The organism is Streptomyces sp. NPDC103540 (genome assembly GCF_055584445.1).
In genome coordinates this window covers 146,078-172,944 of the sequence record NZ_JBVJMA010000016.1, presented here as the reverse complement: position 1 = coordinate 172,944, position 26,867 = coordinate 146,078, and the positions used below count along the sequence as shown (strand labels likewise).

Sequence of the window (26,867 nt, the reverse complement as noted above, 5' to 3'; positions counted from 1 at the left end):
CGGGGGAGACGGTAGATGAAATCGAGAGGCGATCTCGATCGACCAATGGTCGGAATAAAGCCGATCAGTGTATTCATCGCCGATGTGAACACGATTTTCCGTGAGGGCCTGCGCACCATCGTCGACCGCGACGAGGGGCTTTCGGTGGTCGGCCACAGCCCGAGCGGGACGGATGACCTCCTGGAGAGGGTCATCGCGGCACGGCCGGATGTCGTCCTGTTGGGGCTCGACCACATCACCGCGGACCACGTGGACCACGTCGCCGGCATCGTCCGGGCCGCACCGCACGCGGACACCATCGTCCTCGCCTGGTCGGTGGACGGCGGATTACTCCAGCGACTGATGGCCTTGGGGGTGCGGGCGTACCTCCCCAAGGACGCACCGCACCGCTACCTTCTCTCGGCCATCTACATGAGCCGCTTCGACGTCAGCGGGCACGGGGAAAGTCGCATGGCCTTCCTCCAGCCCCGGGGGGACAAGACACACAGACCACCGACCAATGTGCTGTCCACCCGGGAGCGGGAAGTCGTCGAACTGGTCGGCAAGGCGATGACCAACGCCCAGATCGGCCGTCAGCTCAGCATCTCCGAAGGAACGGTGAAACGGCACCTGCACAACGTCTTCGTGAAACTGCAGGCGGTGTCGCGGCTGGACGCGGTCAACAAGGCCGTCGCCCTCTGCCTGATCATGATCAACTGACCGCCCCGGCGACGACGGGGGCCGGAGCCCAGGCGCGGGCCACCTCCATCACGTAGCGCCCGTAGTCCGAATTGGCCAGGCGCGCCCCGAGTCGGTGGCACGCGTCCGCGTCGATGAAGCCCATGCGCAGGGCGATCTCCTCCAGGCAGGCGATCCTGACGCGCTGTCGGCTCTCCATGATCCCGACGAACTGGCTCGCGGCCAGGAGCGCCTGCGGCGTGCCGGTGTCCAGCCAGGTGTACCCGCGGCGCAGGTCGACGAGGCGGGCGCGGCCCTCGGCCAGGTAGGCGAGGTTCACATCGGTGATCTCCAGCTCGCCCCGCGACGACGGGCGGACGTTCCCCGCGACGTCGACCACGTCGTTGCTGTAGAAGTACAGGCCGGTGACGGCCCGGTTCGACCGGGGCGTCACCGGCTTCTCCTCTATGGACAGCAGCCGGCCGCTGCCGTCGACCTCGCCGACTCCGTAGCGCTCGGGGTCGCTGACCTGGTAGCCGAACAGGACGCAGCCGTCGACGTCGCGGGCGTTCTTCTGCAGCAGCGGCGAGAGGCCGGGGCCGTGGAAGACGTTGTCGCCGAGGACGAGGGCCACCGAGTCGTCGCCGATGTGGTCGGCGCCGATGAGGAAGGCCTCGGCGAGACCCTTGGGCTCCGGCTGTTCGGCGTAGGTGAAGCGCACGCCCAACTCGGCTCCGTCGCCGAGCAGTCTGCGGAACTGCGGCAGGTCGGCGGGTGAGGAGATGATGAGGATGTCGGTGATGCCGGAGAGCATGAGCACCGAGATCGGGTAGTACACCGTCGGTTTGTCGTAGATCGGCATGAGCTGCTTGGACACCGCGAGCGTCGTGGGGTGGAGGCGGGTCCCGCTGCCTCCCGCGAGCACGATCCCTTTCACGTCCTGTGTTCTCCGTCCGTGGCCTGGGGCCCGTTCCCGGAAGGTGGGTGGCCCGGATCCGAGCACACCACCGGGGTTTCGCGGCGTTGTGGTGCCCCGATCCAGCCCGCGGCGGGCGGTTCGAGCCGTCGTCGAAGGTCCGTTGCGAGGGTGTGCCCCTTCCCCCCTTCGACGCGCGGCGACAGGAGAACCCATGCGCGTACTCGTCATGACCAGCCCCGTTCCGACCCATCTGACGCCCGTCGTACCGCTCGCCTGGGCGCTGCTCGCGGCGGGTCACGAGGTGCTCGTGGCCGGCGGGCCCGAGGTGGAGGCGACCGCCCGGCGGGCCGGCTTGTCCGTCGCGGTCGTGGTGGCGACGCGGGAGGCCCCGGCGGATCCGCCGGGGCCCGGGCCGCTGCCGACGGCCGGTGACGACGGCCCGCCCTGGGCGAGGCTGGGGGCCGGGTGGCGCCGTAGGACGGCGCGGGTGCTGGGGCCCGCCGCGGCCGTGGCGAAGCGGTGGCGTCCGGACCTGATCGTGGCGGATCCGCTGGAGTTCGCGGCGCCGTTCGTCGCCGCCGAGTCGCGGGTCCCCTACGTCCACCATCGTTGGGGGGTGGACCGGTTCGGCGACGAGCGGTGGCTACAGGCGGCGCACGCGCTGTCGTACCAGGCGGCGGAGCGGGGGCTCGGGCGGCTTCCGGAGCCGGCTCTGGTCCTCGACCCGTGTCCGCCCCGCCTCCAGGAGCCGGGGCTGAGCGCCGGCGGCGGGATCCGTTTCGGCGCGTACAACGGGAGCGGCGGGCTGCCCCGGCGGGGGCCGGAGCGCGGCGCGCCCGTCTGCGTCACCTTCGGCACCCGGACGGTGGCCCTCGACGGGGCCGATCCGCTTCGGCGGGCGCTGTGGGCGCTCGACGGCGCCGGGCCCGTCGTGGTGGCCGCGGCGGGCGGGACGCGCGCGTTGCTCGGGGAGCTGCCGGCGGACGTGGAGCTGCTGGAGGAGGTGCCGTTGAACCTGATCCTCGGGCGCTGCCGGATGGTGGTGCACCACGGCGGTGGCGGCACGGCGCTCACGGCGGCCTCGTTCGGGCTGCCCCAGCTGGTGTTGCCGCAGGCCCCGTACCTGGTGGAGCACGGCGAACGACTGGCTGCCCGCGGGGCGGGCACGGTGCTGACGGGCGCGGACCAGGACGTGGCGGGGATCCGGGAGGCGACCCGGCGGCTCTCGGCTTCGGCGTCGGCCGCGCGGGCGGCGCGGGAACTGGCGGCGGAGATGGCCACGATGACGGCGCCGGCCGGCTGGGTGGCACCCCTGGAGGAACTGGCGGGGCACGGCCGGGGCCGATGAACGCGGACGGCCGGGCGGAGCGGCCCGTGCTCTCACACGGGGCGCGCTCCGCCCGGCCTGGGATGCGGGACGACACCGTTCGGGGGTTGCCGGTGCCGGACCGCGGTCTGTGGGCCCGGTGGGGGCCTGTGGGCCCGGTGGGGCCGGATGGGACGCTATTCCCGCCCCGGGGTGCCCGCCGAGGGCGGCGCCCCGGCGGGGGCGGTCTCGACCCAGCCGGGCCGGGCGCTGTCCATGTTCTCCTTGACGAGGAAGGACAGCGCGACCGCGACCAGCGAGACGGCCGCGGCGGTGAGGTAGAGGACGTGGTTGGCGGAGACGAAGGCGTCGACGACGCTCTCGCGCACCGCGGCCGGCAGGTGTTCGACGGAGCCGAGGTTGGCCACGTTGCCGTCGATCTGCGCCCGGACCTCCGGCGGCAGCCCGGACTCGAAGGACGCGTTGAGCAGGACGCCGAGCAGGGCGGTGCCCAGTGCCTGACCCATGCGGCCGAGGAAGCGGACGGAGGTCGTGGCCACGCCGAGTTGGTGGGGGGCGACGGCGTTCTGCACGGCCAGGACCGAGACCTGCATCAGGCCGCCGAGCCCCGAGCCCAGGACGAAGAGGTCGACGGCGATCACCCACGGGGGTGTGTCCGCGCCGAGCAGTCCCAGCAGGACCAGGGCGGCGGTGCACAGCAGGTTGCCGAGGATCAGGACCATCCGGAAGCGGCCGGAGCGCGAGATCCACAGGCCTCCGGAGGTGGAGAACAGCACCAGTCCGGCGGCGAGGGGGACGGTGAACAGGGCGGAGCTGGTGGGGGTCTGGGACCGCGCGATCTGCATGTACGTGGCCAGGTAGACGGGCGCCGACATGACCGCGAGGCCGGTGACGATCTGGAGCGGGGTGACCGTGCGGTACACCGGGTTGCGGAACAGCGTCAGGGGCAGGATGGGGGCGGTCACCCGCAGCTCCCACCGGATGAAGAAGGCGATGACGAGGACCGCGCTCGCGCCCATCGCGAGGATCACCGGGGAGGTCCAGTCGTAGCGCGTGCCGCCCCAGTCGGTAACCAGCAGGACCAGGCTCGCGCCGGCGGCGATCAGGACCGCGCCGAGGATGTCGACGGGTTCGCGGCGGCGGGTTCCGACGGGCAGGCGCAGCGCGTACAGCATGATCGCGAGGGCGGCGATGCCGAGGGGGACGTTGATGAAGAACAGCCAGCGCCAGCCGAGGTGTTCGCTGACGACGCCGCCGAGGAGCGGGCCGGCGACGCTGCCGCCTCCGATGATGGCGCCGCCGAGCCCGGAGCGCCGGGCCCGGTCCTTGGGCGGTGAGATCATCGCGACGATCACCAGGGTGACGCCGACGAGGCCGCCGGCGCCGAGGCCCTGGAGGGTGCGGTAGGCAATGAGCTCCGGCATGCTGCCGGCCGTTCCGCAGAGCATCGAGCCGATCAGGAACAGGCTGATGGCGGCGAGGAAGACCTTCTTGGGGCCGAAGATGTCGCTGAGCTTGCCGTACAGCGGCTGGGTGGCGGTGGACGCCAGCAGGTAGACCGTGAAGAGCCAGGGCAGCAGGCCGAGTCCGTCGCGGGGGGCGAGGTCCCTGGCGATGGTCCACGCGGCGCTGCCGACGATGGTCTGGTCGAGGCTGGCGAGCAGCAGGGTGCCCAGGGCGCTCACCGAGATCCACTTGATCATGTTCGGCGACATGGGTTTCGGCCCCTCGGGCGCGGGCTTCGCCGCGGTGGCGGTCGCTTCGCTCATTTCCGTGTGACTCCTGTCCGGTGGTCGCGGCACCGGTGGGGCCGCTCGTACGGAGTCACGTTGAGCGGTGGTGCTGAGCGCGACCTGTCAGCGGCCTGAGCCGGCAGAACACCGCCTTGTTCTCCGGAAGTTCTGGTTATAGCGTGATCACCACGAGCTTTGCTCTATAGAAGTTCTACAGAACTCAAGGGATGGAGACCCCATGTCCGAAGCAGAGATCCCGCCCGCCGTCGAGCCGTTCTCCGTACGCGCCGTCCCGCCGGTGATCCCCCGGGCGGAAGCGGCACTGGCCCCCGCGACCGCGCCGGGCGAAGCGGCCGTCACTCCCTTCGCCGCCCAGGGCGAAGCGGCCCGGGCCCCCTTCACCGCCCAGGGCGAAGCGGCTCTGGCCCCCTTCACCGCACCGGGTGAGCCGGGGTTCGCGCCCGCCGCCGCACGGCCGGGGGCTTCCACGGCCCTCCCCGCCTCCCGGCCCCCCGCGGAGGTGACGGCGCAGGGCCACCGGCCCGGTCGCGGGGACATCCGGACGGCGGCCCTGTCCCTGCTGTCCGAAACGGACCGACTGGGCGGATACCGGATCGTCCAGCTCATCGCGGAACGCAGCTCCGGCGTGTGGCAGCCCAGCGCCGGCGCCGTCTACCCCGCCCTGCGGGCGCTGGAGGCGGAGGCACTGGTCGAACAGGTCGAGGGCGGCGCCCGCAAGGGCTACCGGCTCACCGACGCCGGCCGGGCGCACGCGGCCGAACACCGGACGGAGGCCGAGGCCCTGTGGCAGGGCGTGGCATCGGCCGTCGACCCGCGCGCGCGGGAGATCGACGTCCTGTGCGACCAGGTGGTGGCCGCCGTACGGCTCGCCCTGCACGACGCCGACGACGAGCGCTACGCCGGCACCCGCCGGGTGCTGTCGGACGCGCGCCGCTCCCTGTACCGGATGCTCGCCGAGGAGCCGGACCACAGCCGCGGGTGACGACGCCGTGGCGGCGGCACTGACATGACCGGGGGCGGACCGTGCGGGCGGTCCGCCTCCAACGCGTTCCGAAGCGCTCTGGACGGGCCCCGCCCACCATGGGCGCCGCCAACGCCCCACGTCAGTCGGTCAGGGAGAGCCTCGATGCGCGTGCTGTTCATGAGTACCCCGGTGTCCACCCACTTCGCCCCCTCCATACCGTTGGGATGGGCGCTGCGGGCGGCGGGACACGAGGTGCTGGTCGCCGGGCAGCCGGACATCATCGGCACGGCCCACGGCGCGGGCCTCAACACAGCCGTGGTGGGCGAGTACTTCGACGCCCTGGAACCCCTGACCTCCGGGCTGCCCGACGGCAAGCGACCCATCGAGGTGGGCCACACCCGAGTCAAGGACGGCCACTGGGAGGCCGTCAACAAGATCTGGCTCATCCACTGCCGCTACATGGTCTCCCAGTACCTCGCCCTCGCCCGCGAGTGGAAGCCCGACCTGATCGTCGCCGACCCCCTGGAGTTCAGCTCCCTGATCGTCGGCGGCATGCTCGGCATCCCGACGGTCAACCGCCGGTGGGGCGTGGACCCCGCGGGCTTCCCCGGCCAGGAGATGGCCCGCCGCACCATGGGCACCATGCTCGGCCGGCTCGGCCTCGACGGACTGCCCGAGCCGGCGCTCGTCCTGGACCCCTGCCCGCCGAGCCTCCAGGTGCCGGAGGCGCCGCCGAGCCGGAGCATGCGCTACGTGCCGTTCAACGGCTCCGGATCGTTGCCGGACTGGGTCGACGACAAGCCCCGGGGCAGGCGCCGGGTGTGCGTGACCTTCGGCCGGCTCACCGCCGCGCTCAACGGGCTCCCGCTCATCCGCACGGTCGCCGAGGCCGCGGGCGCGCTGGAGGACGTGGAAACGGTCCTGACCCTGGAGCCCGAGTTCCACGACGCGCTGGGCCCCGTGGCGGCGAACGTCCGGGTCGTCGAGCCGGCCCCGCTCAACCTGTTCCTCGACACCTGCGACGCCGTCGTCCACCACGGCGGTGCCGGATCCACCCTCACCACCGCCGCGTTCGGGCTGCCGCAGCTCGTCCTGCCCGGCATCACCGACACCTTCGTCGTCGCCGACCGCGTCGAGGCCGTCGGCGCGGGCCGCAAGCTGGACGAGGCCGACACGCAGAACGACCCGGCGCGGGTCCGCGACGCGCTGCGCGCCGTCCTCGACGACCCGGCCCTCGCCGAGGGGGCGGCCCGGCTGCGCGCGGAGATGGCCGGCATGCCGACGCCCGCGCAGCTGGTCCCCGTACTCGAAGAGCTGGTGGGCTGAGCCGTGCGGGTCCTGTTCACGTCCATCTCCGTACCCAGCCACCTGCTGCCGATGGTCCCGCTCGCGGGCGCCCTGCGCGCGGCCGGTCACGAGGTGCTGCTGGCCGGGGCACCGGACCTGGTGCCGCACGCCGAGGCGGCCGGGTTGGTCACCGCCCGCGTCGGCACCGAGGCCTTCGAGGCCGACCGGCGCCGCCGGATGGCGCAGGTGGCGCGGCAGCAGGCGGCGGCGCCCGGCGGGACCTGGCGCCCGACGTGGGAGCAACTCGCCGCCCGGTGGCGCGAGCGGGTCGACGCCGTCATCGACGACCTGATCTCGCTGGGGCGGTGGTGGCGGCCCGATCTGATCGTGGCCGACCCCCTGGAGTTCGGGGCCCGGGTGTTGGGCGGTGTCCTCGACGTCCCCGTCGTCGTGCACCGCTTCGGCCCCGAGACCCTTTCGACGGAGTCCGCCGCGCACGTACGCGAGGCCCTCGCCGGGGTGTGCGCCCGCGTCGACGCGCCGGCGGGGCTGCCCGAGCCGGCGCTGGTCCTCGATCCGTGCCCCCCGGGCCTGCAGTTCCCCTCCGCTTCGCCGGCGCTGCCCGTACGGCACGTCCCCTTCAACGGATCGGGCTCGGTGCCGGCGTGGGCCCGCGAGGACACCGGGGGGCGGCGGGTGTGCGTCTCGCTCGGAAGCGTGCCGGGTGACCTCGGCGGCGAGGGCCTGCTGCGTTCGCTCGTGGCGGCGCTCTCGGACCGCGACGGCGTCGAACTCCTCGTCCCCCTCGACGCGAAGCTGCGCGGGACGATCGACGCACCGCCCGACTTCGTACGGGTGGTCGAGCCCGCGCCGCTGGGCCTGTTCCTCGACACCTGCGCCGCCGTCGTGCACCACGGGGGTTCGGGGACGGCGCTGACCGCGATCGGCCACGGGCTGCCGCAGCTGGTGCTCCCCCAATTCAACCCGGCGCTGGCGATGTGCGCCGAACGGGTGGCGGCCGTCGGGGCCGGGGTGCAGGTCCCCGCCGCCGAACAGGGCGACGCGGGGCGGATCGCCGAGGGTCTGCGGACCGTGCTGCGCGACCCGCGCCCGCGCGAGCGCGCCGAAGCCCTGCGTGCCGCGATGGCGGGCCAACCCACCCCGGCGGACCTCGTCGCCCGGCTGGAGTCGCTCGCCCTCACCGGGGCGCGGGCCGCGTAGCGCCGGCCCGACCGGCGGACCGCCCGCTCCCGACGCCCCGCGCCCCGTGCCCGTCAGGGTGCGGGGCGCCCGGTCGTCTCGGCCCGCAGCAGCGCGACGGCGGCGCGGTGACCCGTACCGGTTCCCCTGCGGTACGCGGCGAGGCGCTCCTCACGCGGCAGCGCGGCCCGGACGGCCGCTGCGACGCGGGCCGAGTCCGGACCGGACGCCGCGTCGTGCGGGGTGCCGCGCAGGGCGTCCGCCGCGCCCAGGAAACGGGCCGCGCGCAGCGGGCGACCCCCGGCGGCCTCCATGTCGGCGAGGAGTTCGAGGAGTCGGGCGACGATGCCGGGCTCGGGGGTGGGCGGCAGTTGCCCGACCGCCTCGACGAACCGTTCGCGGGCCGTGTCGGGGTGTCCGTCGGCGAGCTCGACCGAGCCGAGGGAGGCCAACAGCAGGGCGTGCACCTGGTCGATGCCCTGCCCGGTGGCCTCGAATTCGCCGCGTGCCCGCTCCAGCCACCCACGGGCCCGGTCGGTGGATCCGGCCCAGCGCGCGACGTCCCCCATGGCCTGGAGGGCCGGCACGCGCTGATCGCGCGCGCCCAGTTCGTCGGCGAGTTCCAGGGCGGCGCGCAGCTCGTCCTGGGCCCGCGCCAGGTCCCCGTCGTAGGCCCGCTCGGTGGCCAGCCGCACCCTGAGCAGGGGCTGGTCCTCCCGGTCGCCGAGTTCGTCGATGAGCCGCAGGGCCTCTTCGAGCGCCCCGATGGCCGCTCGTCGTTCCCCGCGCGAACTCTGTGCCTCCGCGCCGGCGACGAGCACCTGCGCGGTGCCCCAGCGTTCGCCGATGCCCCGGAAGAGCTCCGCCGCGAGGTCGTAGTCCGCCGCTCCCCTGCGCGTCTCGCCGAGCGTCGTCTCGATCTGGCCCCGGTGCAGGTGGGCGAGGCCGCGCACCCAGGGGTCGGCGTCGCGGGAGCGGCGGCGGATCGACTCCAGCAGGAAGCCGTCGCCGCTGAGCATGTTCGCGATGGGTTCGAACAGGCCGAGCGCCGGGTGGGAGAACGGTTCACCGTCGCGCTCCATCCCGTCGAGCAGCGCCCGGACCTCGGCGATCCGCGCCCGGTAGCCCTCGGGGTCCGATCCCTCGCCGACGAGTCGGGGCAGGGCCGTGACCAGGGCGAGGGCCCGCGCGGCGGGCGGTACGGGCTTCTGGTCGAGGGACAGGGCGCGTTCGGCCCACTGGGCGGCCTCCTGACGGAAGCCCCGCAGGAACCAGTACCAGCCCAGGGCGGCGACCAGCCGGACCGCGATCGCGCTCTCGCCGTGTTCGGTGGCCCAGGCGAGCGCGGCCGTGAACTCGTCGTGCTCCAGGGTCAGTCGCCTCAGCCAGGTGAGCTGGTCGTGGCGGCGCAGCCGGGGTTCGGCGCGTTCGGCGAGGTCCAGGAAGTACCGGGCGTGCCGGCGCCGCGGGTGTTCGCCCCCGCCGCCCGCGTCCAGTTTGGCCAGCGCGAAGGCGCGTACCGTCTGGAGCATGTGGTAGCGGGTCTCGCCGTCGCTTTCCGTGACGGTGAGGAAGGACTTGTCGACGAGTCCCGAGAGCAGGCCGAGGACCTCCTCGCGGCGCAACGGCCCGTCCTCCGATCCGGTGGCGCCGGCGGTGACGCGCTCGACCGCGTCGAGGAAGGCGCCGCTGCGGAACACGCAGAATCGGACGGCGAGTTCGCGTTCGTCGGCGCTGAGGAGCTCCCAGCTCCAGTCGACGACGGCGTGCAGGGTCTGTTGGCGCGGCAGCGCGGTGCGGCTGCCCGCGGTGAGCAGGGCGAAGCGGTCGTCGAGCCGCGCGCGGACCTGTTCGGGGGACATGGAGCGCAGCCGGGTCGCGGCGAGTTCGATGGCCAGGGGCAGGCCGTCGAGGGCGCGGCAGATGTCCAGGACGACGGCCACGTTCGCGGGGGTGACGCGGAAGGAGGGCCGGGCGGCCGTGGCCCGTTCGCTGAAGAGGCGTACGACGGGACTGCGGAGCGCGAGTTCGGCGGGGGTCACCGCCTCCGGTACGGGCAGCGGATCGACGTGGATCAGCCGCTCGCCGGTGATGCCGAGGGGTTCCCGGCTGGTCGCGAGGACCCGCAGCTGTGGGCAGTGGGCGAGCAGGTGGTCGACGAGCGCGGCGGCCGCGTCGACGACCTGCTCGCAGTTGTCGACGACCAGCAGGAGCCGCTTGTCGCGCAGGGCCTGGGTCAGTCGTTCCCGGGGGCCGGGGGTGTTGGCGGCCTGCGCGATCAGGCCGTCGGCGCGCAGGCCCAGCACGGAGACCAGGGCCCGGGGTACGTCGGCGGGGTCGGTGACGGAGGCGAGCTCGACCATCCACACGCCGTCGGGCAGTGCGTCGACCAGGCGGGCGCCGCACTCCGAGGCGAGCCGGGTCTTGCCGGCGCCCCCCGGGCCGACGAGGGTCAGCAGGCGGGCCTCCTCCAGCAGTCGTTCGACCTCGGCGACCTCCCGCTCGCGTCCGACGAAGTGGGTGAGCTGGGCCCGCACGTTGGTCCGGGGGCGGGGCGCGGTACCGGCCGGCCCGCGGGCCGGTCGTGGTGCGGCCTCTCCGCGCAGGACGGCCATCTGGGCACGGGCCAGTTCGGGCCCGGGGTCGACGCCGAGCTCGTGCGCGAGCCGGCGGCGGGCGTCCTCGTAGGCGGCGAGGGCGTCGGCCCGGCGGCCGGCGGCGGACAGGGCGCGCACCAGTTGGGCACGCGGTCGTTCGCGCAGCGGGTGCGCGGCGACGAGCGCCTCCAGCTCGGGGACGAGGTCGGCCCCGCCGCCCAGGGCGAGGTCGGCCCCGACGCGGTCCTCCACGGCGGCGAGCCGCAGTTCTTCCAGGCGGTCGCGTTGCGCGCGCACGAACCCGGCGTCGTCGAGGTCCGCGAGGGCGGGCCCGCGCCACAGGGCGAGGGCGGCACGCAGAGCGTCGGCGGCGGCGGCGTCGTCGGTGCCGGCCAGGGCGCGGCCTCGGCTCACGAGCCCCTCGAAGCGGACGGCGTCGACGGATTCGGGATCCAGGGCGAGGCGGTAGGCGCGCGGCCTTGATTCGACGAGGCCCGGGGGCAGGGTGCGGCGCAGGCGGGAGACGAGCACCTGGAGGGCGTTGACGGCCCCGGCGGGGCGTTCGTCCTCGTCCCACAGCTCCTCGACGATCCGTTCGCTGGGAACGGGCCGGCCTCCTGCCAGCGCGAGGAGGGCGACGAGTGCGCGCAGCCGGCTCCCGGGTACGGCGACGGGGGTGTCGTCCTCGGTGCGGACTTCGAGCTCACCCAGTATGTCGACGCGTACGGCACTCACCACCCGTCCATTGTGCCGGGCGTTCACCCGGCGGCGCGCAGTCGCTCCTCCATGGCCAGGCATTCCTCGTACGAGGGGAGCAGCCCGGCCGCGGCGGCCTCGGCGAGGGTCATGGCGGCGGCGTCCTTCTCGGACATCAGGGGCGTGCCGGTGAGGCCCCAGTCGATGCCGAGGGCCGGGTCGAGGGCGTTGATGTCGACCTGGCTGCCGGGGACGAACTCGGAGGTGCACAGGTAACAGACGGTCGCGTCGTCGGTCAGGGCGAGGAAGCCGTGTCCGAGGCCTTCGGAGAGGTAGACGGCGGTGCCCGACTCGGCGTCCAGGCGCGTCGTGTCGTACCGGCCGAAGGTCGGGGACCCGAGGCGCGTGTCGACGACCACGTCGAGCACGGCGCCGCGCACGCAGGTGACCACCTTCGCCTGGCCCGGCGGGGTGAGGGTGCCGTGGATGCCGCGCAGGGTCCCGCGCCGCGAGCTGGAGAAGTTCACCTGCGCCACCTGGAAGGGGCGGCCGGTCGCCTCGATCACCTGGCTGTGCCGGTGCAGCTCGAAGAAGGTCCCACGGGGGTCGGAGTGCTGTTCCGGGGTGAGCCGCCAGGCGCGCGGCACCGCAAGTTCTGAGACGTCCATAGTGCGCGCACCGTAGGGCGCACGCTTCGATTCTCGTTCCAGGGGGCGTGGGGCGCGCGGCCGTGCGCGGCTCGGTCCGGGCGGTGCGGGGGCCTACCACCGAGCGTGGACGGAGGCTTGAAGCGGGGGCTGAACCATGTCGGCCGTGCCGCCGCCGGCCGCCGCTCGGCGGGCGGGCGGCGGCGTACTGACAGCGGGTGCGGAGGTCCCATGTTCGGCAGCGCCAAAGAGAAGTACGTCATCCCCGACGGCGGATCCACCAGGGTGGTCGTACTGGGCGGGACCGGGTTCGTCGGACGGCACGTGTGTGCCGCGTTCGTCGCGGAGGGCCGGGAGGTGGTCTCCGTGTCGCGGCGGGCCGAACCCGCCGGTCCGGGGGTGCGCCCCCTCGCGCTCGACCTGTGCGCGGCGGAACCCGCCGCGTTGGCCCGGACCCTGACGGACGGCCGTCCGACGCTGGTGGTCAACGCCGCCGGGGCGGTGTGGGCCGCCTCCGAGCAGGCGATGGAAACGGCCAATACCGAGCTGGTGCGGCGGTTGGTCGACGGTCTGCGCCGGGCACGGCCGCGCGTGCGGCTGATCCACCTGGGTTCGGTCAACGAGTACGCGCCCACCCCGCGCGGCCTGCCGGTCGACGAGTCGGCTCCGACGCTCCCCACGACGGCGTACGGGCGCACCAAACTGCGCGGCACCGAACTGGTCCTGGAAGCGGCGCGGCGCGGCGACCTGAACGCGCTCGTGCTGCGCATGGCGAACGTCGCCGGGCCGGGGTCGCCGCCCGCGAGCCTGCTGGGGCGGGTGGCGCACGAACTGCGCCTGGCGCGGGGCCGGGGCGGGACGGCGGAGATCCGGCTGGCGCCACTGCGCGCGGAGCGGGACTTCGTGGACGCCTCGGACGCGGTGGACGCGGTGACCTCGGCGGCCCGGTCCTCGGTCGGCGGGCGGGTGCTGAACATCGGCAGCGGGGAGGCGGTGTCCGTACGGGCCCTGGTCGACCTGCTGATCCGGGTCAGCGGGGTGCCCGCGCGGATCGTCGAGTCGCCGGCGCCCGCGGGTCCGTCCGCGGCGCGGCCCGAGTGGCTGGAGGTGGACATCCGCTCGGCCCGGGAGCTGTTGGGGTGGGCGCCGCGACGCCGACTGGCGGACGCGGTGGCCGACCTGTGGCGGGAGCAGGCGGACCCCGTCGCATGAGCCCGCACGGGCCGGCCCGTACCGGCGGGTTCCCCGTCGGCGGGCGCCGCCCGCACCGCACCGGGTTCACCCCGACCGACGTTCGGCGCCGACCGACGTTCCGCACCGAGTTCCGCACCGACCGGTGCCCCGCACCGGACCGACACGAAAGAGGGCACATGCGCGTACTGTTCGCGACCTGGACGGGATCCTCCCACCTGTTCCCCATGGTTCCGCTCGCCTGGGCCGCCCGGGCGGCCGGGCACGAGGTCCGGGTGGCGGTGCCGCCGTCGCACGCCGGGGCCGTGACCGGCGCCGGTCTCGCGGTGGTGCCGGTGGGCCGGGACGTGTCGCGCGAGGAGATGGCCCGGCGCACCGAGGGTCTCGGGGCCTGGCTGGGCGAGGGCACTCCCTGGCCCCGGGACTGGGCGCGTTCGCCGGAGACCCTGGGCGGTGACGTGCGGGGGGTGTACCGGATGCTGGCGGAGAAGCAGTTCGTGGTGGCGGACGCGATGGTCGACGACCTGCTCGCCTTCGCCCGGGTCTGGCGTCCCGACGTGATCGTCCACGACACCGTCTGTTACGCGGCGACGGTGGTCGGGGCCGTTCTGGGTGTCCCGGCCTTCAGCCACATGTTCGGCTCGCCGATGATCACCCGCAACGAGCTGGAGGACATGACGGGTGACCCGCTGCCGGGCTACAGCGCCCTGTTCGAGCGGTTCGGGGCCAGGCCCCCGCGAGGGCCGGCCGGGTGGATCGACCCGTGCCCGCCGGAGCTGCGCTGGCCGGCCCGGGTGGAGCGCACGGACGTGCGCTTCGTGCCGTACAACGGCGCCGGCGGGGTGGAACCCGACTGGCTGCACGCCCCCCGCGAGCGGCCCAGGGTCTGTCTGACCTGGGGGGTGACGGCGGCCGAGGTGCGGCCGGAGCGGATGCCGGAGGCCTTCGAGCGGTCGCTGAAGGTGTTGACGGCGCTGGACGTGGACGTGGTGCTGGCGGTGACGGCGGCCCACCGCGGACTGCTGGGCGATCTGCCGCCCCGGGTGCGGGTGGTGGAATCGGTGCCGTTCACCCAGCTGTTGCCGGCCTGCGACGCCCTGGTCCACCACGGCGGTACGGGGACGGGCCTGACCGCCGTGTCGGCCGGTGTGCCGCAGCTGATGTTCCCGCTGGCGCCGGTGCTCGCCGCGTTCGCGGAACGGGTGGACGCGGCGGGCGCGGGCGTGATGCTCGACCCGAGGGAGAGCAGCGACGTGCCGCGCATCGAGGCGGCCCTGCGCACCCTGCTCGACCGGCCGGGGCGGGCCCGTACCTCGGCGGTGCGCACCGCGATGAACGCGCTCCCGGCGCCCTCCGAGGTGTTGACGCTGCTGCGGGCGGCGGCCGACGCCCGCTGAACCGCGCGCGCGGCCCGGCCGTTTCCCGGTGGTGTCCGGGGCGGCCGGGCCGCGCCGCGTCGTCACACCGGGCGGCATTCCAGTACGGTCCACTCCCCCGCCGGCGGTTCGCCGACGAGGCGGAAGCCCGACGCCCCCAGCAGGGCGTGCCATTCGGCCAGGTTGCGTTCGCGGCCGCCCATCACGACCATCATGTCGAGGTCGAGGAGCTTCGCCGGGTCCCAGACGTTCAGGGGTGCCACGACCTGTTCGAGGATCAGGACGCGCGCCGCGGTGTCGTCGCCGATGGCGGTGCGGATCCGGCGCAGGATGGTCCTCGCCTGCTCGTCGGGCCAGTCGTGCAGGACGGTCTTGAGGACGTACGTGTCGCACCCGGTGGGGAGTTCGTCGGTGAGGAAGTCGCCGCCGACGGTCTCGGCCCGGTCGGCGACGCCCCGCTCCGCCAACAGCCTCCGTGCCTCGGCCGCGACGGGGGGCCGGTCGAAGAGGACGCCGGTGGCCTCGGGGTGGCGTTCGAGGAGCGAGGCGAGGAACCAGCCGCGTCCGCCGCCGATGTCGGCGATGCGCGCCGGACTCCCGAAGTCGTGGCGCTCCAGGTAGAGGGTTCCCAGTCGGCGGCTGATGCCGGTCATGGCCGCGTCGAAGGTGTCCCCGGCCTCCTTGTCGCGGGTCAGGTGGTCCCAGAACGACAGCCCGTGGACGTGGTCGAAGCCCGGCTGCCCGGTGCGGACGCTGTGGGCGAGACCGGTGAAGGCCCGGTTGAAGCGCTCCGAACCGTCGAGGAGCACGGCGTCGCGCACGTTGTCGGGGAGGTCGGCGCGCAGGCCCTCGGCCAGTTCGGTCAGCGCGAAGACCTCCGGCTCCACCTCGGTGAACAGGCCGATCAGGGCCGCGAAGCGCAGCACCCGATAGAGCCGGCCGGCGTCGCACCCCGCCCGCTCGGCGATCACGTCCACCGGGAGCGGTCCTTCGGCAAGCAGGCCGGCGACGTCGAGTTCGGCCAGGGTGTGGACGACGGCGGTGAAGCGCTGTCCGTTGGCGAGGAGCATCAGCTTCAGGCGTGGGGACAGTGGGCCGTCCGGGGTGACGAGGTCCAGCGGGGCCTGCGCGGCCTGCGCGGCACCGGCCGCGGGAATCGGTTCAGGCATGGTGGTGCGCTCCGTCCATGAGGTGGGTGCTGTAGGTCGCGACGGTCGATCCGAACTGCAGGACGGCGTGTCCCGCGGCGCAGTGGACGTCCCGCCAGGCCCGCTGGACCGGGTCGGCCACGTGCTGGCCCCGGGCGCCGCCGGTGCGGAAGAGCAGGTTGACGGCGTCGGCGAGGAGTTCGGCCGCGTAGGCGAAGTCCCGGGGCGCCCTGGCGCGGGCCGTCGCGTCCGGCGCGCCGGCGTCGGCGACGGCCGCCGCCCGCTCCAGGAGGAGCTGCGCGGCGTCGATCCGCGCGCCGGCGCGGGTCAGGGCGTCCTGCACGACGGGGTTGGCGCGGGCCCGTCCTCCGGTGACCTCGGTCCTGTTCGCGGCGCGCTCCGCGCAGGCGCGCAGCGCGGAGCGGGCCGCGCCGAGTACGGGGGCGACGAAGGTGAGGCCGTTGACGGTCTTGAACGGGACCCGGTCCGGGCCCGCCCCGACGGTTCCGCGCATCAGGTCCGCCTGGGCACAGGTGCGGTGGTCGGGGACGGCCACGTCGTCGAGGGTGACGGAGTGGCTGCCGGTGCCGGCGAGACCGACGTTGTCCCAGGTGTCCCCGATCCGGTAGTGGTCTCGGGGGACCAGGAAGAAGCGGTACTCGCGTTCGGGGGTCAGGGCCCCGAGCAGGGTCCAGGCCGCGTGGTCCACTCCGCTGGCGAAGGGCCAGGTTCCGGAGAGCCGGTAACCGTCCCGGGTGCGACCGACCTGCCCGGAGGGGGCTATGGACGCGGCGAGCAGTTCGTCCGCGCCGGCCGCGCCGCCCCAGAGCTCCGCGAGCCCCCGCTCGGGCAGGTGGGAGACCATGCGGCCGACGATGGCGTACACGGCGGCGTTCCACGCGGTGGAGGCGCAGCTCTCGCCGATCTCGGCGACCGCGTGCAGGAGCGCGGTGTGGGAGCCGTCGGCGCCACCCCAGCGGGTGGGCACCAGGTGACGGGCGAAGCCAGCGTCCCGCAGGGCGTCGACGACGGGGTCGGGCAGCCGGCGGGCGGCCTCGGTGCGTCCGGCGTGTTCGGCCGCGACCGCGCCCAGGACGGTGGTGCGGGGCCCGTCGACGGGCGGGGTGCGCGGTGCGGTGCCGGACGTGGTGCCGGGTGCTTCGGTGTTCAACTCGCCACCTTCGCAAGCGGGCGCGGGCCCTGGGGCGGACGGGGGGTGCCGGAGGCGGCGAGGGCCTCCAGGTGGGGCAGGAGCGCGACCGGGTCGGGCAGGTCGAGCACGTCGGCGCGCAGCAGGGCCGCGGCCCGGGCGTGGGACTCGTCGTCGAGGAGGTCGCGCAGGGCCGCGCGCAGGCGCTCGGTCGCCCCCTCGGGGTCGGCGGCCAGTTCTCCGCGTACGAGGTGGCGGGCCGCGCCGAGGCCCTCCAGGCGGTCGCCGGTCATCATCTGCTCGGGTCGCGGCGAGACGATCAGCTGCGGGGTGCCGGCGTGGAGGGCGGTCATCGTCGTTCCGCCGCCGCCCTGGTGGACGACGGCGGCGCAGGACGGCAGCAAGAGGTGCAGCGGGAGGGACTCGGCGACGCGGATCCGCTCGGGCAGGGCGCCGAGGGCGGTGCGTCCCTCCGTGGAGACGGCGAGGACGACCTCGACGTCGAGTCCGTCCACGGCTTCGAGGACCCGGTCGAGGACGTCGGGTGTGCCCGCCTTCCCGATGCGGCCGGAGGTGATCCCCCAGGTGACGCAGACCCGCGGCAGATCGGTGGGTTCGCGCAGCCAGTCCGGGGCGCCGCCGGGACCGTTGTAGGGGATGTAGCGGTGGGAGAGGCGGGGTTCGGGCGAGGGCAGGCCCATCCGCGGCGGGCAGGGGTCCAGCCACAGGTCGGGCCCGGGTTTGGGGGGGACGCCGAAGCGCGCGAAGAGGGCCGTGAAGTCGGGCGCGAGTTCGCCGGTGAGCAGGTCCCGCTGGTGTCGCGGGAACGCGATGGCGCCCCAGAGGGTGGCGACGGTCGGTACGCCGAGCACCGCGCCGGCCACCAGACCGGCGAAGGTCACGGCGTCGTGCACGACCAGGTCGGGACGCCAATCGCGGGCGAAGTCCACCACGCCGTCGACCATCGAGGCGGCCATGGCGGTCTGTTTGTGCCCGAGCGCGGCGTACATCCGGCGTTGGTCGACGCTGAGCCGTTCGGGCCGTCCGTACCAGTCGGCGGGCCACCGTTCCTGACGGTGCCAGGACTTGAGCGCGGGCGCCGTGGACAGGCCCACGAGGTCGACGTCGTCCCTGACGACCACCGGGGTCAGTCCGGAGGCGGTCACGGCGTCGGCCAGGGAGGGGCCGACGGCGACGCGCACCTCGTGGCCGGCGGCCTGGAGGGCCCAGCCGAGCGGGACCATCGGGTACAGGTGCGACGGCCATGCCCACGTGGTGAGCAGTACTCGCAAGATCATCACCTCGAGAGGGGTCGGACGGTGTTGTCGGCGATGTTCCGGCCGCGGCTTCGACGCGGGGCCGAGGAGCCGTCGAAGCCAGCCCCCGGCCGACGGTCCGCGGGGCCCCGTCTTCGAAACGTCCTCGATCCCCGGTGGCGATGCTGCGCGCACACGCGCCGCGCCGCGGGGCGGGACGACACGGGAGGAACGGGCGCCATGGACATGGGACTGCGCGATCGGACAGTGCTGGTGACCGGCGGGAGCAGGGGGATCGGGCTCGCCGTGGCGAGGGCGTTCTCCGCCGAGGGGGCCCGGGTGGCGCTCACCTACCGCTCGGACGCGGCCGCGGCCGAGCGGGCCGCCGCGGAACTGGGCGCCGACGAGGACCGGGCCTGCCACGTGCGCTACGCCCTGGACGAGCCCGGCTCGCCGGAGGCGGCACTGGCACGGGTTCGGGAGCGGTGGGGCGGGATCGACGTGCTGGTGGCCAACGCCCTGGTGCGACCGCGCCGCCGGGGACCGGACGAGCGGTTCGAGGACCTGCCGCCCGAGGAGTGGGAGCCGCTGCTCCACGGCAACGTCGGCGGTACCGTGCGCACGGCCCAGTTGGCGCTGGCCGACATGCGCGAACGGGGTTGGGGCCGGGTGGTGTTCGTCTCCTCGCACGTGGCGGTGGACGGCAAGCCGCGTCAGGAGATCTACGGTGCCGCGAAGATGGCGCTGCACGGGCTGACCCGCAGCCTGGCCTGGGACGCGGGCTCCGACGGGGTCCTGGTGAACGTCGTCAGTCCCGGCCTGACGCTGACCGACGGGGTGCGTACGATGCTGCCCGAACGGGTCCGGACGGAGGAGCTCGCCCTGACGCCGACGGGCCGGCTCAGCCTGCCCGAGGAGGTGGCGAACGCGGTGCTCTTCCTCGGTTCGGCCGCCAACGGCAACGTCTCCGGCCAGGTCCTCACGGTGGCGGGCGGCCGGTAGGCCGGCGGGCGGCGGGCGGGCCGCCGCCCGTGGGGTCAAAGGGCGGGAGGCTCCAGGATCTCCACGACCGCCGCGGTGCAGGTGTACCCCGCGCCGCCGCCGAAGAGCAGCACCCGGTCGCCGGGGCGGGCCCGCTCGGTGCGGGTGAGGTGGGCCAGGCCGGCGAACTGGTCGCCCGCGCCGAGGTGGCCGGTGGTGCGTCCGTACGCCCAGGAGGTCCGCTCGTCGGGGACGCCCAGCAGGTCGTGGAGTTCGTGGCCGCTCCCGCGCCGCGACACGGGTATGACGGCCCAGGCCAGGTCGTCGACGGAGGTGTCGGAGTCGTCCAGTACCCGGGTCTTGGCCGCGACGAGCAGGTCGATGTAGCGGTGGGCGAGGTCGGGGAAGCCGGCGGCCGTCGCACCGCGCACGGTGCGCTCCCCGAGGTCGGCCGTGGTCGAGGGCTCGACGGGGTGCGCCGTGAAGGGCTCGTCGCCGCGGGCGAGCACCTCCAGCGAGTTGTCGGCCGCCGTGGCGGTCGCCAGGACGCGGGCGAAGCCGCCCCGGGTGGACAGTACGAGGGCGGTGGCACCGTCGCCGTACATGGTGACGTCGACGCTGTTCCAGCGGTCGATGCGGGGCTCGGCGAAGCGGTCGGCGGTCGTCAGGAGGGCCGCGTGGCCGACGCCGGCACCGGCCGTCAGGTAGGAGGCGGCGAGTTCGACGGAGCCCATGCCGCCGTTGCAGCGCTGGGCGAGCCCGAAGGCGGGAACGTCGCGCCCGACGGCCTCGTGGGCGATGTGGCTGGCGGCGGGCCACAGGTCGATGCCCTGGAACCACAGCGAGCTGTGCAGCACCAGCGCCACGTCGGCGGGGTCGGTGGCGCCGCGGGCCAGGGCCTCCCGGGCGGCGCGGACCGCCATCCGCGGGGGCGCGTCCTCCTCGTGCGGGGAGGCGACCGTGACGGATTCGATGCCGCGCAGCCGCCCGCGTTCGGCGGTCACGACGCCCGACGAGACGACGTCCTCGGTCGCGACCACGGGCGGCAGCCAGGTGGCCACACCGGACACGAAGAGTTGTTCCCAGCGCATGGCGGATCTTCTCCCTTTCGGGGCAGGGGGTCGGGGACTGGTCCGCACCCTGCCGGCCGTGTTTGGAGCGTGCTTCGAGCACGGGACCCGGGGTGCCCTCTGATGCGGCTTGAAGCGGCATCGAAGCGCGTCGGTGAGGGTGGCACCCATCCTGACCTGGAGGTTGTGACCATGGCCGGCGAATCCAAGCGGCTCATTCTCGAATCCGTTGCGAAGTATCACCAGGAGGTCGCCGGGGAGCGGGAGTTCGTCCCCGGGATCACTCCCGTCCTGCCGTCCGGGGCGGTGCTCACCGCGGAGGACCGGGTGGCCCTGGTCGAGGCTTCCCTGGACATGCGGATCGCGGCGGGACACAGCTCCCGCACGTTCGAGCGGAGGTTCGCGAAGACACTGGGCCTGCGCAAGGCCCACCTGACGAACTCGGGTTCGTCGGCGAACCTGCTGGCGCTGTCGTCGCTGACCTCCCCGCAGCTGGGCGACCGCCGCCTGAGGCCGGGCGACGAGGTCATCACCGTCGCCGCCGGCTTCCCCACCACCGTCAACCCGATCTACCAGAACGGCATGACACCGGTCTACGTCGACGTGGAGCTGGGCACCTACAACGCCTCCGCGGAGCGGGTGGCGGCGGCGATCGGGCCGAAGACCAAGGCCATCATGCTGGCCCACGCGCTCGGCAACCCGTACGAGGTCGCCGAGCTGGCCGCCCTCGCCGAGGAGCACGGGCTGTTCCTGATCGAGGACAACTGCGACGCCGTGGGCTCCCTCTACCGGGGCAAGCCGACGGGCACCTTCGGCGATCTGGCCACCACGAGCTTCTACCCGGCCCACCACATCACCACGGGTGAGGGCGGCTGCGTGCTCACCGACAACCTGATCCTCGCCCGGATCGTCGAGTCGATGCGGGACTGGGGCCGGGACTGCTGGTGCGAGCCGGGCGAGGACGACACCTGCCACAAGCGGTTCCTCTACCGGCTGGGCGACCTGCCGGAGAGCTACGACCACAAGTACACGTTCTCCCACGTCGGCTACAACCTGAAGGCCACCGACATCCAGGCGGCGCTGGGCCTGAGCCAGCTGGAACGGCTGGAGGAGTTCGGCGCGGCGCGGCGCCGCAACTGGCAGCGGCTGCGCGACGGCCTGGAGGGCCTGCCGCAGTACCTCCTGCCCCGGGCCACCGCGGACAGCGACCCCAGCTGGTTCGGCTTCGCGATCACGTTGACCGACGGGGCGGGCTTCGACCGCTACGAACTGCTGCGCTTCCTCGGCGACCGCAACATCGGCACCCGGCTGCTGTTCGCCGGGAACCTGACCCGTCACCCCGGCTACCTGGACCGCGACTACCGGGTGGTGGGCGACCTCGCCAACAGCGACGTCATCCTGGAGCGCACCTTCTGGGTGGGTGTGTACCCGGGCCTGACCACGGAGATGATCGACTACGTGGCGGCCTCCCTGAGGGAGTTCGCGGAGAAGCCCCGCTGATCGGGCCGCCCGGCGACCCCGCCGGGCGGCGTACGACTCCGGCCTCCGGGACCTTCATGGTCCCGGAGGCCGGAGTCGTCGGGGGTGGGGCGAAGGGGGATCCGCCCCACCGGCTCAGATGTCGACGGTGACGTCGTAGGAGCGCAGCCAAGCGTCGAGCCACAGGGCCATCTCGATGCCGCCCCGGGAGTAGGAGCGGCTGACGTCGCCGGGCCGGCGGCCGAGGGTCCCGCGTACCCGTTCGAGGTCGAGGAAGGGTCGTACGGGCGCGTTCGGATCGGAGAGCAGGGTGTCGAGGCGCCCGCGCAGGGCCCGTTCGTAGCCGGGGTCCTGCGTCGCCGGGTAGGGGGTCTTGACGCGTTGGACCACCGAGGCGGGCAGCAGGTCCGCCGTGGCGGCGCGCAGCAGGCTCTTCTCCCGCCCGTCGAAGGTCTTCATGGCCCAAGGGACGTTGAAGACGTACTCGACGAGCCGGTGGTCGCAGAACGGCACCCGGACCTCCAGGCCGACGGCCATGCTCATGCGGTCCTTGCGGTCCAGGAGGGTCTGGACGAAGCGGGTGAGGTTGAGGTGGGTGATCTCGCGCATGCGGCGTTCGCCGGCCTCCTCCCCCGCGAGGACCGGGACCTCGGCGAGGGCCTCGCGGTAGCGGCCGGCGCGGTAGCCGGGGATGTCCAGCTTGTCGAGCAGACCGCGGTCCAGCAGACCGAGCCCGCCGAAGTAGCGGGCGGATCCGGAGGTGAGCCAGGGGAAGGTGTCGGCGGCGATGGCGTTGGGGTTGCGGAACCACATGTAGCCGCCGAACAGCTCGTCGGCCGACTCGCCCGACAGCGCGACCGTCGAGCTCTGCCGGACGGCCCGGAACAGCAGGTAGAGGGAGGGCCACATGTCCCCCCAGAAGGCCGGGGGCAGGTCCGTGGCCCGTAGTACGGCCTCCCGTACGCGCGGGTCGACGAGTTCGGCGCTGTCCAGCAGCACCTCCGTGTGCTCGGCACCGACGTGCCTGGCCACCTCGCGGGCGAAGGGGGTGTCCGCGGCCTCCCGTACGGCGTCGGGGGAGAAGCCCGCCGCCGGGTTCGCGAAGTCCACGGAGAAGGACCGCACCGGCCCCTCGCCGCGTTCGGCCATGGTCCGTGCGGCCAGGGCCGTCACCGCCGAGGAGTCCAGTCCGCCCGACAGCAGGGAGCACAAGGGGACGTCGGCGACCATCTGGCGCGAGACGATGTCCTCCAGCAGGCCCCGTACGGTGGCGATGGTGGTGGGCAGGTCGTCGGTGTGCTCGCGGGCCTCCAGCCGCCAGTAGCGGCGGCGGGTGACGCCTTGGCGGCGCACGCGCAGGAGCTGGCCGGGGCGGACCTCGCGCAGGCCCGTGAAGACCGCGTGCTCCGGGGTCTTCACCATGTCCAGTGCCTCGCACAGCCCTTCGGCGTCCACCCGGCGCGGGACGCCCGGGTGAGCGAAGAGGGCCTTGGGTTCCGAGCCGAAGACGACGCCGTGCGGGGTCTCGAACCAGTACAGGGGCTTGACGCCCATGCGGTCGCGCACCAGGAGGAGTTCCTCGGTGCGGGCGTCCCACACGGCGAAGGCGTACATGCCGTTGAGGCGGTCGACGAGGCCCTCGCCCCACTCCAGGTAGGCGTGCAGGACGACTTCGGTGTCGCTGCGGGTGCGGAAGGTGTGGCCACGCGAGATCAGCTCCGCGCGCAGTTCCCGGTGGTTGTAGACCTCGCCGCAGAAGGTCAGCGTGGCGACGGCGGATCCCCCCTCCGCGTACCGCATGGGCTGGACGCCGCCCTCCAGGTCGATGATGGACAGCCTTCGGTGTCCGAGCACGGCCCGGCGGGCGGCGAGGACACCCTCGGCGTCGGGCCCCCGGCAGGCGAGGGTGTCCGTCATCGCCCGGGCGACGGAGAGAGCGGAGGGGTCGGTGTCGAGGTCGCGCTCGTAGTCGACCCACCCGACGATTCCACACATCTGCTGTGAACCTTGCCTTCCCTGTCGCTGTTCGAATCGCCGTGACGGTCAGGCGGCCTGGGCGACGGCCTTGCCGACCTCGTCGAGGAGGCCCCGCGGGGTGGCGGTGACGCTGATCGCTTCGTCGGGCAGTTCGATGCCCAGTTCGCGTTCGATGGTGCGGACGGTGTTGAAGAGGGCGAGCGAGTCGTATCCGAGCGACTCGAAGTCGACGTCGAGGATGTCGCCCTCCAGGTTGATCTCCTCGTCCTCGCCGGCGCTCTCGCGCAGCGCGTCCACCAGTTCCTTGACGCCGAAGGCGCTCATGTCCACTCCTGTTTGTTCGTCGGTTGTCGTGTGCGTACGCCGTGTGCGTACGTGTGTGGGACGGACGCGCGGGGGCGCGCTCGTCGGGTCAGCGCGCGTCCGCGCGGCTGACGACCATCGCGGAGTTGAAGCCCCCGTACCCCCGGGCCAGGACCAGCGCATGGTCGAGCGGGGTCTCGCGGGCTTCGTCGAGGACCAGGTCGAGGAGGTCCGCGTGGGCCGGGCGGGTGACGCCCACCGTGGGGGGTAGCACCCGGTCGCGCAGGGACAGCAGGGCCGTCGCCAGGTCGAGGGAGGCTCCTCCGGCGAGCAGCCGGCCCGTCATGCTCTTCGGTGCGGTGACGGGGACACCGCGCGGGCCGAACACCTCCGCCAGGACCCGCGCCTCCACCCGGTCGAGTTCCGGTACTCCGCAGGCGTCGGCGAAGACCACGCCGACCTGCTCGGGGGTGAGGTGCGCCTGGTCCAGCGCCGCCTCGACGGCGCGGCGCAGGCCGGGCGGTCGCCCGGATCCGGGCCTGGGGTCGAACGTGGAGGCGTGACCGGTGATCCGGCCGTAGCGCTTTCGCGCGCCGCGCCGGTCGGCGACCCGGGGGTCCTCCATGACGAGGAGGGCGCCGCCCTCGCCCGGTACGTACCCGGAGGCCTCGGTGTCGAAGGGCAGGTAGGCACGCGTCGGGTCGTCGACGGTGGAGACGCGGCCCGAGCGGGACATGCACAGCCAGCCCCAGGGGCACAGGGCGCTGTCGACGCCGCCCGCCAACATCTGGGGGGTGCCCTGGTGGATGTGGCGGCGGGCCTTGGCGACGGCGTCGAGGCCGCCGGCCTGTTCGGTGACGAGGGCGGAGGCGGCGCCGCGCATGCCGTGCCGGATGGAGATCTGGCCGGTGTTGACGGGATAGAACCAGGCGAAGGCCTGGTAGGAGCTGACGTAGGCGCCGCCCTTGCTCCACAGCGCCTGCATCTCCCGCTGCCCGAACTCCATGCCGCCGCCCGAGGCGGCGGTGACCACGCCGACCGAGAAGTCCGGCATGGCGCGCGGGTCGAGGTCGGCGTCGGCCAACGCGTGTTCGGCCGCGACGAGCGCGAGGCGGGTCATGTGGTCGGTCTGGGGCAGGAGCCGACTCGGCAGGTGCCGCGCCGCGTCGAAGTCCTTGACCTCGCCGCCCACTCCCGAGCGATGGCCGTCGGTCTCGAAGCGGGTGATCGCGGCGATACCGCTCTCGCCACGCAGCGTCGCCTCCCAGTAGGGCTCGGTTCCCAGGCCGTTGGGCGCGACGATGCCCAGACCGGTCACGACGGGGGCGTTCATGCCGCCACCCGGTGCGGTGCGGTGAGCACGATCGCGCTCTGGAAGCCGCCGAAGCCGCTGGCCACGCTGAGGACGGCGTCGGACTTCCGCTCCCGGGCCGTCAGCGGTACGTAGTCCAGGTCGCATTCGGGGTCGGGCTCGTTCAGGTTGGCCGTCGGGGGGATGAGCCGGTGCTCGATCGCGAGGATGGAGGCGGCCACCTCCAGCGAGCAGATCGCCCCGAGGGAGTGCCCGATCATCGACTTGATGGAGCTGATGGGGGTCGTGTAGGCGTGGCGGCCGAGGCTGTGCTTGTAGGCCATGGTCTCGTGCAGGTCGTTCTGCTTCGTCGACGAACCATGGGCGTTGACGTAGTCGATGTCCTGCGGGTTCAGGCGGGCGCGGTCGAGGGCGTTGGTGATGGCCTCGGACAGTTCCCGTCCGTCGGGGCGCAGCCCGGTCATGCTGAAGGCGTTGGCGCGGGTGGCGTGTCCGGCGATCTCCGCGTAGACGTGGGCGCCGCGCCGCACGGCGTGCTCGTACTCCTCCAGGACGAGGATGGCCGAGCCCTCGCCGAGGGCGAAGCCGTTGCGGGTGCGGTCGAAGGGCCGCGAGGCGGTCGCCGGATCGTCGTTGCGCGGCGTGGTCGCCCGGATGGCGTCGAAGCAGGCGACGGTGATGGGCGAGATGGCCGCGTCGGAGGCGCCGCTGATCATGACGTCGGCGGAGCCCTCCGCGATCAGGTCGGCGGCGTGGCCCAGGACGTCGATCCCCGAGGTGCAGCCGGTCGACAGGACCCCGACGGGGCCTTCGGCCTCGGCGATCCAGGCGAGTTCGGCGGCCATGGAGGAGGGCGTGAAGTAGTCGTAGAGGTAGGGCGATCCGTGGGCCTCGTCGACCTGCGGGCCACGGCCTTCGTCGCTGACGATGGAGTACTCGTGGTCCAGGCTCTGGGTCATGCCGCAGGCGGTGCCGACCATGACGCCGGTGCGGTGCGGCTGCGCCGTGTCGAGGACCCCGCTGTCGGCGAGGGCCTCGCGCGCGGCGACCACCGCGAACTGCGTGGTGCGGTCCCAGGCCCGTATCTGACGCCGGCTGAGCCCCGAGGCGACGGGGTCGAAATCGCATTCCGCCGCGACGCGGGAGCGGAAGGCGCTCGCGTCGAACTGGGTGATCGTGCGCGTGGCGGTCCGGCCCTCGCTGAGCAGTTCCCAGAACTGCTTCGTCCCGATACCTCCGGGAGCGATCACACCGATCCCGGTCACCACGACGCGCCGGGCACCGTGTGGTCCTGGCATCGTTTCCCCTCTCCGCACCCGCTGTGCGACCCGCTTCGAATCCAGGGCGACAGTGTCGACCGGTGTCTTCAAGCCGGTTTGGAGGTGGGGCCGAGGCGGTCGTGCCCGGGACGGACTCGGTGCCGCGTCCCGGGCCCGGGCATGCGGAAGGCCCCGGTCTCCTTGAGGAGGCCGGGGCCTTCGATCGAGCGCTGGGCAGGCCTTGCACCTGCATCCCCCCACAGGAAGTGGGGTGCCTTTCCTTGGACCACCAACGCGCGGCCCGCTTCGTCGCTTGC

General features: G+C 73.7%; 21 protein-coding genes. 9 read left to right on the top strand and 12 right to left on the bottom strand.

Annotated features, from left to right (window positions below; all coding sequences use genetic code 11):
* The first annotated feature begins 15 nt into the window (after positions 1-15).
* Entirely contained in the window at positions 16-699 is a 684-nt protein-coding gene (locus ACZ6ZI_RS32240) for a response regulator transcription factor (protein WP_469526816.1), read from the top strand.
* Here the strand turns inward: ACZ6ZI_RS32240 and rfbA are convergent.
* Positions 692-1,594 (bottom strand): glucose-1-phosphate thymidylyltransferase RfbA, encoded by a 903-nt coding sequence (gene rfbA / locus ACZ6ZI_RS32235; protein ID WP_469526815.1) that lies wholly within the window; start codon positions 1,592-1,594, stop codon positions 692-694. The two genes, ACZ6ZI_RS32240 and rfbA, sit on opposite strands and share 8 nt — an antisense overlap.
* A 193-nt stretch (positions 1,595-1,787) precedes the next feature.
* Here rfbA and ACZ6ZI_RS32230 point away from each other — a divergent pair, with 193 nt between their 5' ends.
* Complete coding sequence (locus ACZ6ZI_RS32230; RefSeq protein WP_469526813.1) at positions 1,788-2,924, top strand: glycosyltransferase; 1,137 nt, start codon at positions 1,788-1,790, stop codon at positions 2,922-2,924.
* A gap of 155 nt (positions 2,925-3,079) precedes the next feature.
* On the opposite strand, the gene ACZ6ZI_RS32225 is transcribed toward ACZ6ZI_RS32230, so the two are convergent.
* A complete protein-coding gene (locus ACZ6ZI_RS32225) occupies positions 3,080-4,672 on the bottom strand; it encodes an MFS transporter (protein ID WP_469526811.1) in 1,593 nt (530 codons plus the stop codon).
* A gap of 202 nt (positions 4,673-4,874) precedes the next feature.
* Between ACZ6ZI_RS32225 and ACZ6ZI_RS32220 the strand changes: the two genes are divergently transcribed.
* The 3 genes from ACZ6ZI_RS32220 to ACZ6ZI_RS32210 all read left to right on the top strand — a co-directional run bounded on the left by ACZ6ZI_RS32220 (position 4,875) and on the right by ACZ6ZI_RS32210 (position 8,129).
* Positions 4,875-5,639, top strand: a complete 765-nt coding sequence (locus ACZ6ZI_RS32220; RefSeq protein ID WP_469526809.1) for a PadR family transcriptional regulator — start codon at positions 4,875-4,877, stop codon at positions 5,637-5,639.
* Between the two features lie 144 nt (positions 5,640-5,783).
* Positions 5,784-6,947, top strand: a complete 1,164-nt coding sequence (locus tag ACZ6ZI_RS32215; RefSeq protein WP_469526806.1) for a nucleotide disphospho-sugar-binding domain-containing protein — start codon at positions 5,784-5,786, stop codon at positions 6,945-6,947.
* A gap of 3 nt (positions 6,948-6,950) precedes the next feature.
* Positions 6,951-8,129, top strand: a complete 1,179-nt coding sequence (locus ACZ6ZI_RS32210; protein WP_469526802.1) for a nucleotide disphospho-sugar-binding domain-containing protein — start codon at positions 6,951-6,953, stop codon at positions 8,127-8,129.
* A 53-nt stretch (positions 8,130-8,182) separates the two neighbouring features.
* Here ACZ6ZI_RS32210 and ACZ6ZI_RS32205 read toward each other — a convergent pair whose 3' ends face one another.
* Together ACZ6ZI_RS32205 and ACZ6ZI_RS32200 are read right to left on the bottom strand one after the other, a co-directional pair.
* Positions 8,183-11,443 (bottom strand): AfsR/SARP family transcriptional regulator, encoded by a 3,261-nt coding sequence (locus ACZ6ZI_RS32205; protein ID WP_469526800.1) that lies wholly within the window; start codon positions 11,441-11,443, stop codon positions 8,183-8,185.
* Positions 11,444-11,463: 20 nt separating this feature from the next.
* Complete coding sequence (locus tag ACZ6ZI_RS32200) at positions 11,464-12,069, bottom strand: dTDP-4-dehydrorhamnose 3,5-epimerase family protein (RefSeq protein WP_469526797.1); 606 nt, start codon at positions 12,067-12,069, stop codon at positions 11,464-11,466.
* Between the two features lie 210 nt (positions 12,070-12,279).
* Here ACZ6ZI_RS32200 and ACZ6ZI_RS32195 point away from each other — a divergent pair, with 210 nt between their 5' ends.
* A complete protein-coding gene (locus ACZ6ZI_RS32195) occupies positions 12,280-13,260 on the top strand; it encodes an NAD-dependent epimerase/dehydratase family protein (RefSeq protein WP_469526795.1) in 981 nt (326 codons plus the stop codon).
* A gap of 158 nt (positions 13,261-13,418) precedes the next feature.
* Positions 13,419-14,636 carry a nucleotide disphospho-sugar-binding domain-containing protein gene (locus ACZ6ZI_RS32190; RefSeq protein ID WP_469526792.1) on the top strand — a complete coding sequence of 406 codons (1,218 nt, stop codon included), beginning with the start codon at positions 13,419-13,421 and terminating at the stop codon, positions 14,634-14,636.
* 62 nt (positions 14,637-14,698) lie between these two features.
* Here ACZ6ZI_RS32190 and ACZ6ZI_RS32185 read toward each other — a convergent pair whose 3' ends face one another.
* From ACZ6ZI_RS32185 to ACZ6ZI_RS32175, 3 genes are read right to left on the bottom strand one after another with little or no spacing between them, the layout of a single operon-like run.
* A complete protein-coding gene (locus ACZ6ZI_RS32185) occupies positions 14,699-15,784 on the bottom strand; it encodes a methyltransferase (RefSeq protein ID WP_469526789.1) in 1,086 nt (361 codons plus the stop codon).
* Positions 15,777-16,934 (bottom strand): acyl-CoA dehydrogenase family protein, encoded by a 1,158-nt coding sequence (locus tag ACZ6ZI_RS32180; RefSeq protein ID WP_469526788.1) that lies wholly within the window; start codon positions 16,932-16,934, stop codon positions 15,777-15,779. Before ACZ6ZI_RS32180 ends, ACZ6ZI_RS32185 begins: the two co-directional genes overlap by 8 nt.
* Complete coding sequence (locus tag ACZ6ZI_RS32175; RefSeq protein ID WP_469526785.1) at positions 16,931-18,205, bottom strand: nucleotide disphospho-sugar-binding domain-containing protein; 1,275 nt, start codon at positions 18,203-18,205, stop codon at positions 16,931-16,933. Before ACZ6ZI_RS32175 ends, ACZ6ZI_RS32180 begins: the two co-directional genes overlap by 4 nt.
* A 204-nt stretch (positions 18,206-18,409) precedes the next feature.
* On the opposite strand from ACZ6ZI_RS32175, the gene ACZ6ZI_RS32170 reads away from it, so the two are divergent.
* Positions 18,410-19,171: an SDR family NAD(P)-dependent oxidoreductase gene (locus ACZ6ZI_RS32170; RefSeq protein WP_469526784.1), complete on the top strand. Its 762-nt coding sequence runs from the start codon at positions 18,410-18,412 to the stop codon at positions 19,169-19,171.
* A 35-nt stretch (positions 19,172-19,206) separates the two neighbouring features.
* On the opposite strand, the gene ACZ6ZI_RS32165 is transcribed toward ACZ6ZI_RS32170, so the two are convergent.
* Entirely contained in the window at positions 19,207-20,241 is a 1,035-nt protein-coding gene (locus ACZ6ZI_RS32165; RefSeq protein WP_469526782.1) for a ketoacyl-ACP synthase III family protein, read from the bottom strand.
* 171 nt (positions 20,242-20,412) lie between these two features.
* On the opposite strand from ACZ6ZI_RS32165, the gene rfbH reads away from it, so the two are divergent.
* Positions 20,413-21,720, top strand: coding sequence for a lipopolysaccharide biosynthesis protein RfbH (gene rfbH, locus ACZ6ZI_RS32160; protein WP_363056287.1), 1,308 nt, complete (start codon positions 20,413-20,415; stop codon positions 21,718-21,720).
* A gap of 114 nt (positions 21,721-21,834) precedes the next feature.
* Here rfbH and asnB read toward each other — a convergent pair whose 3' ends face one another.
* The 4 genes from asnB to ACZ6ZI_RS32140 all read right to left on the bottom strand — a co-directional run bounded on the left by asnB (position 21,835) and on the right by ACZ6ZI_RS32140 (position 26,589).
* A complete protein-coding gene (asnB, locus tag ACZ6ZI_RS32155; protein WP_469526780.1) occupies positions 21,835-23,694 on the bottom strand; it encodes an asparagine synthase (glutamine-hydrolyzing) in 1,860 nt (619 codons plus the stop codon).
* Between the two features lie 48 nt (positions 23,695-23,742).
* Positions 23,743-24,000 (bottom strand): acyl carrier protein, encoded by a 258-nt coding sequence (locus ACZ6ZI_RS32150; protein WP_469526778.1) that lies wholly within the window; start codon positions 23,998-24,000, stop codon positions 23,743-23,745.
* 88 nt (positions 24,001-24,088) lie between these two features.
* Entirely contained in the window at positions 24,089-25,312 is a 1,224-nt protein-coding gene (locus ACZ6ZI_RS32145; protein ID WP_469526776.1) for a ketosynthase chain-length factor, read from the bottom strand.
* A complete protein-coding gene (locus ACZ6ZI_RS32140) occupies positions 25,309-26,589 on the bottom strand; it encodes a beta-ketoacyl-[acyl-carrier-protein] synthase family protein (protein WP_469526773.1) in 1,281 nt (426 codons plus the stop codon). Before ACZ6ZI_RS32140 ends, ACZ6ZI_RS32145 begins: the two co-directional genes overlap by 4 nt.
* Positions 26,590-26,867: the final 278 nt, after the last annotated feature.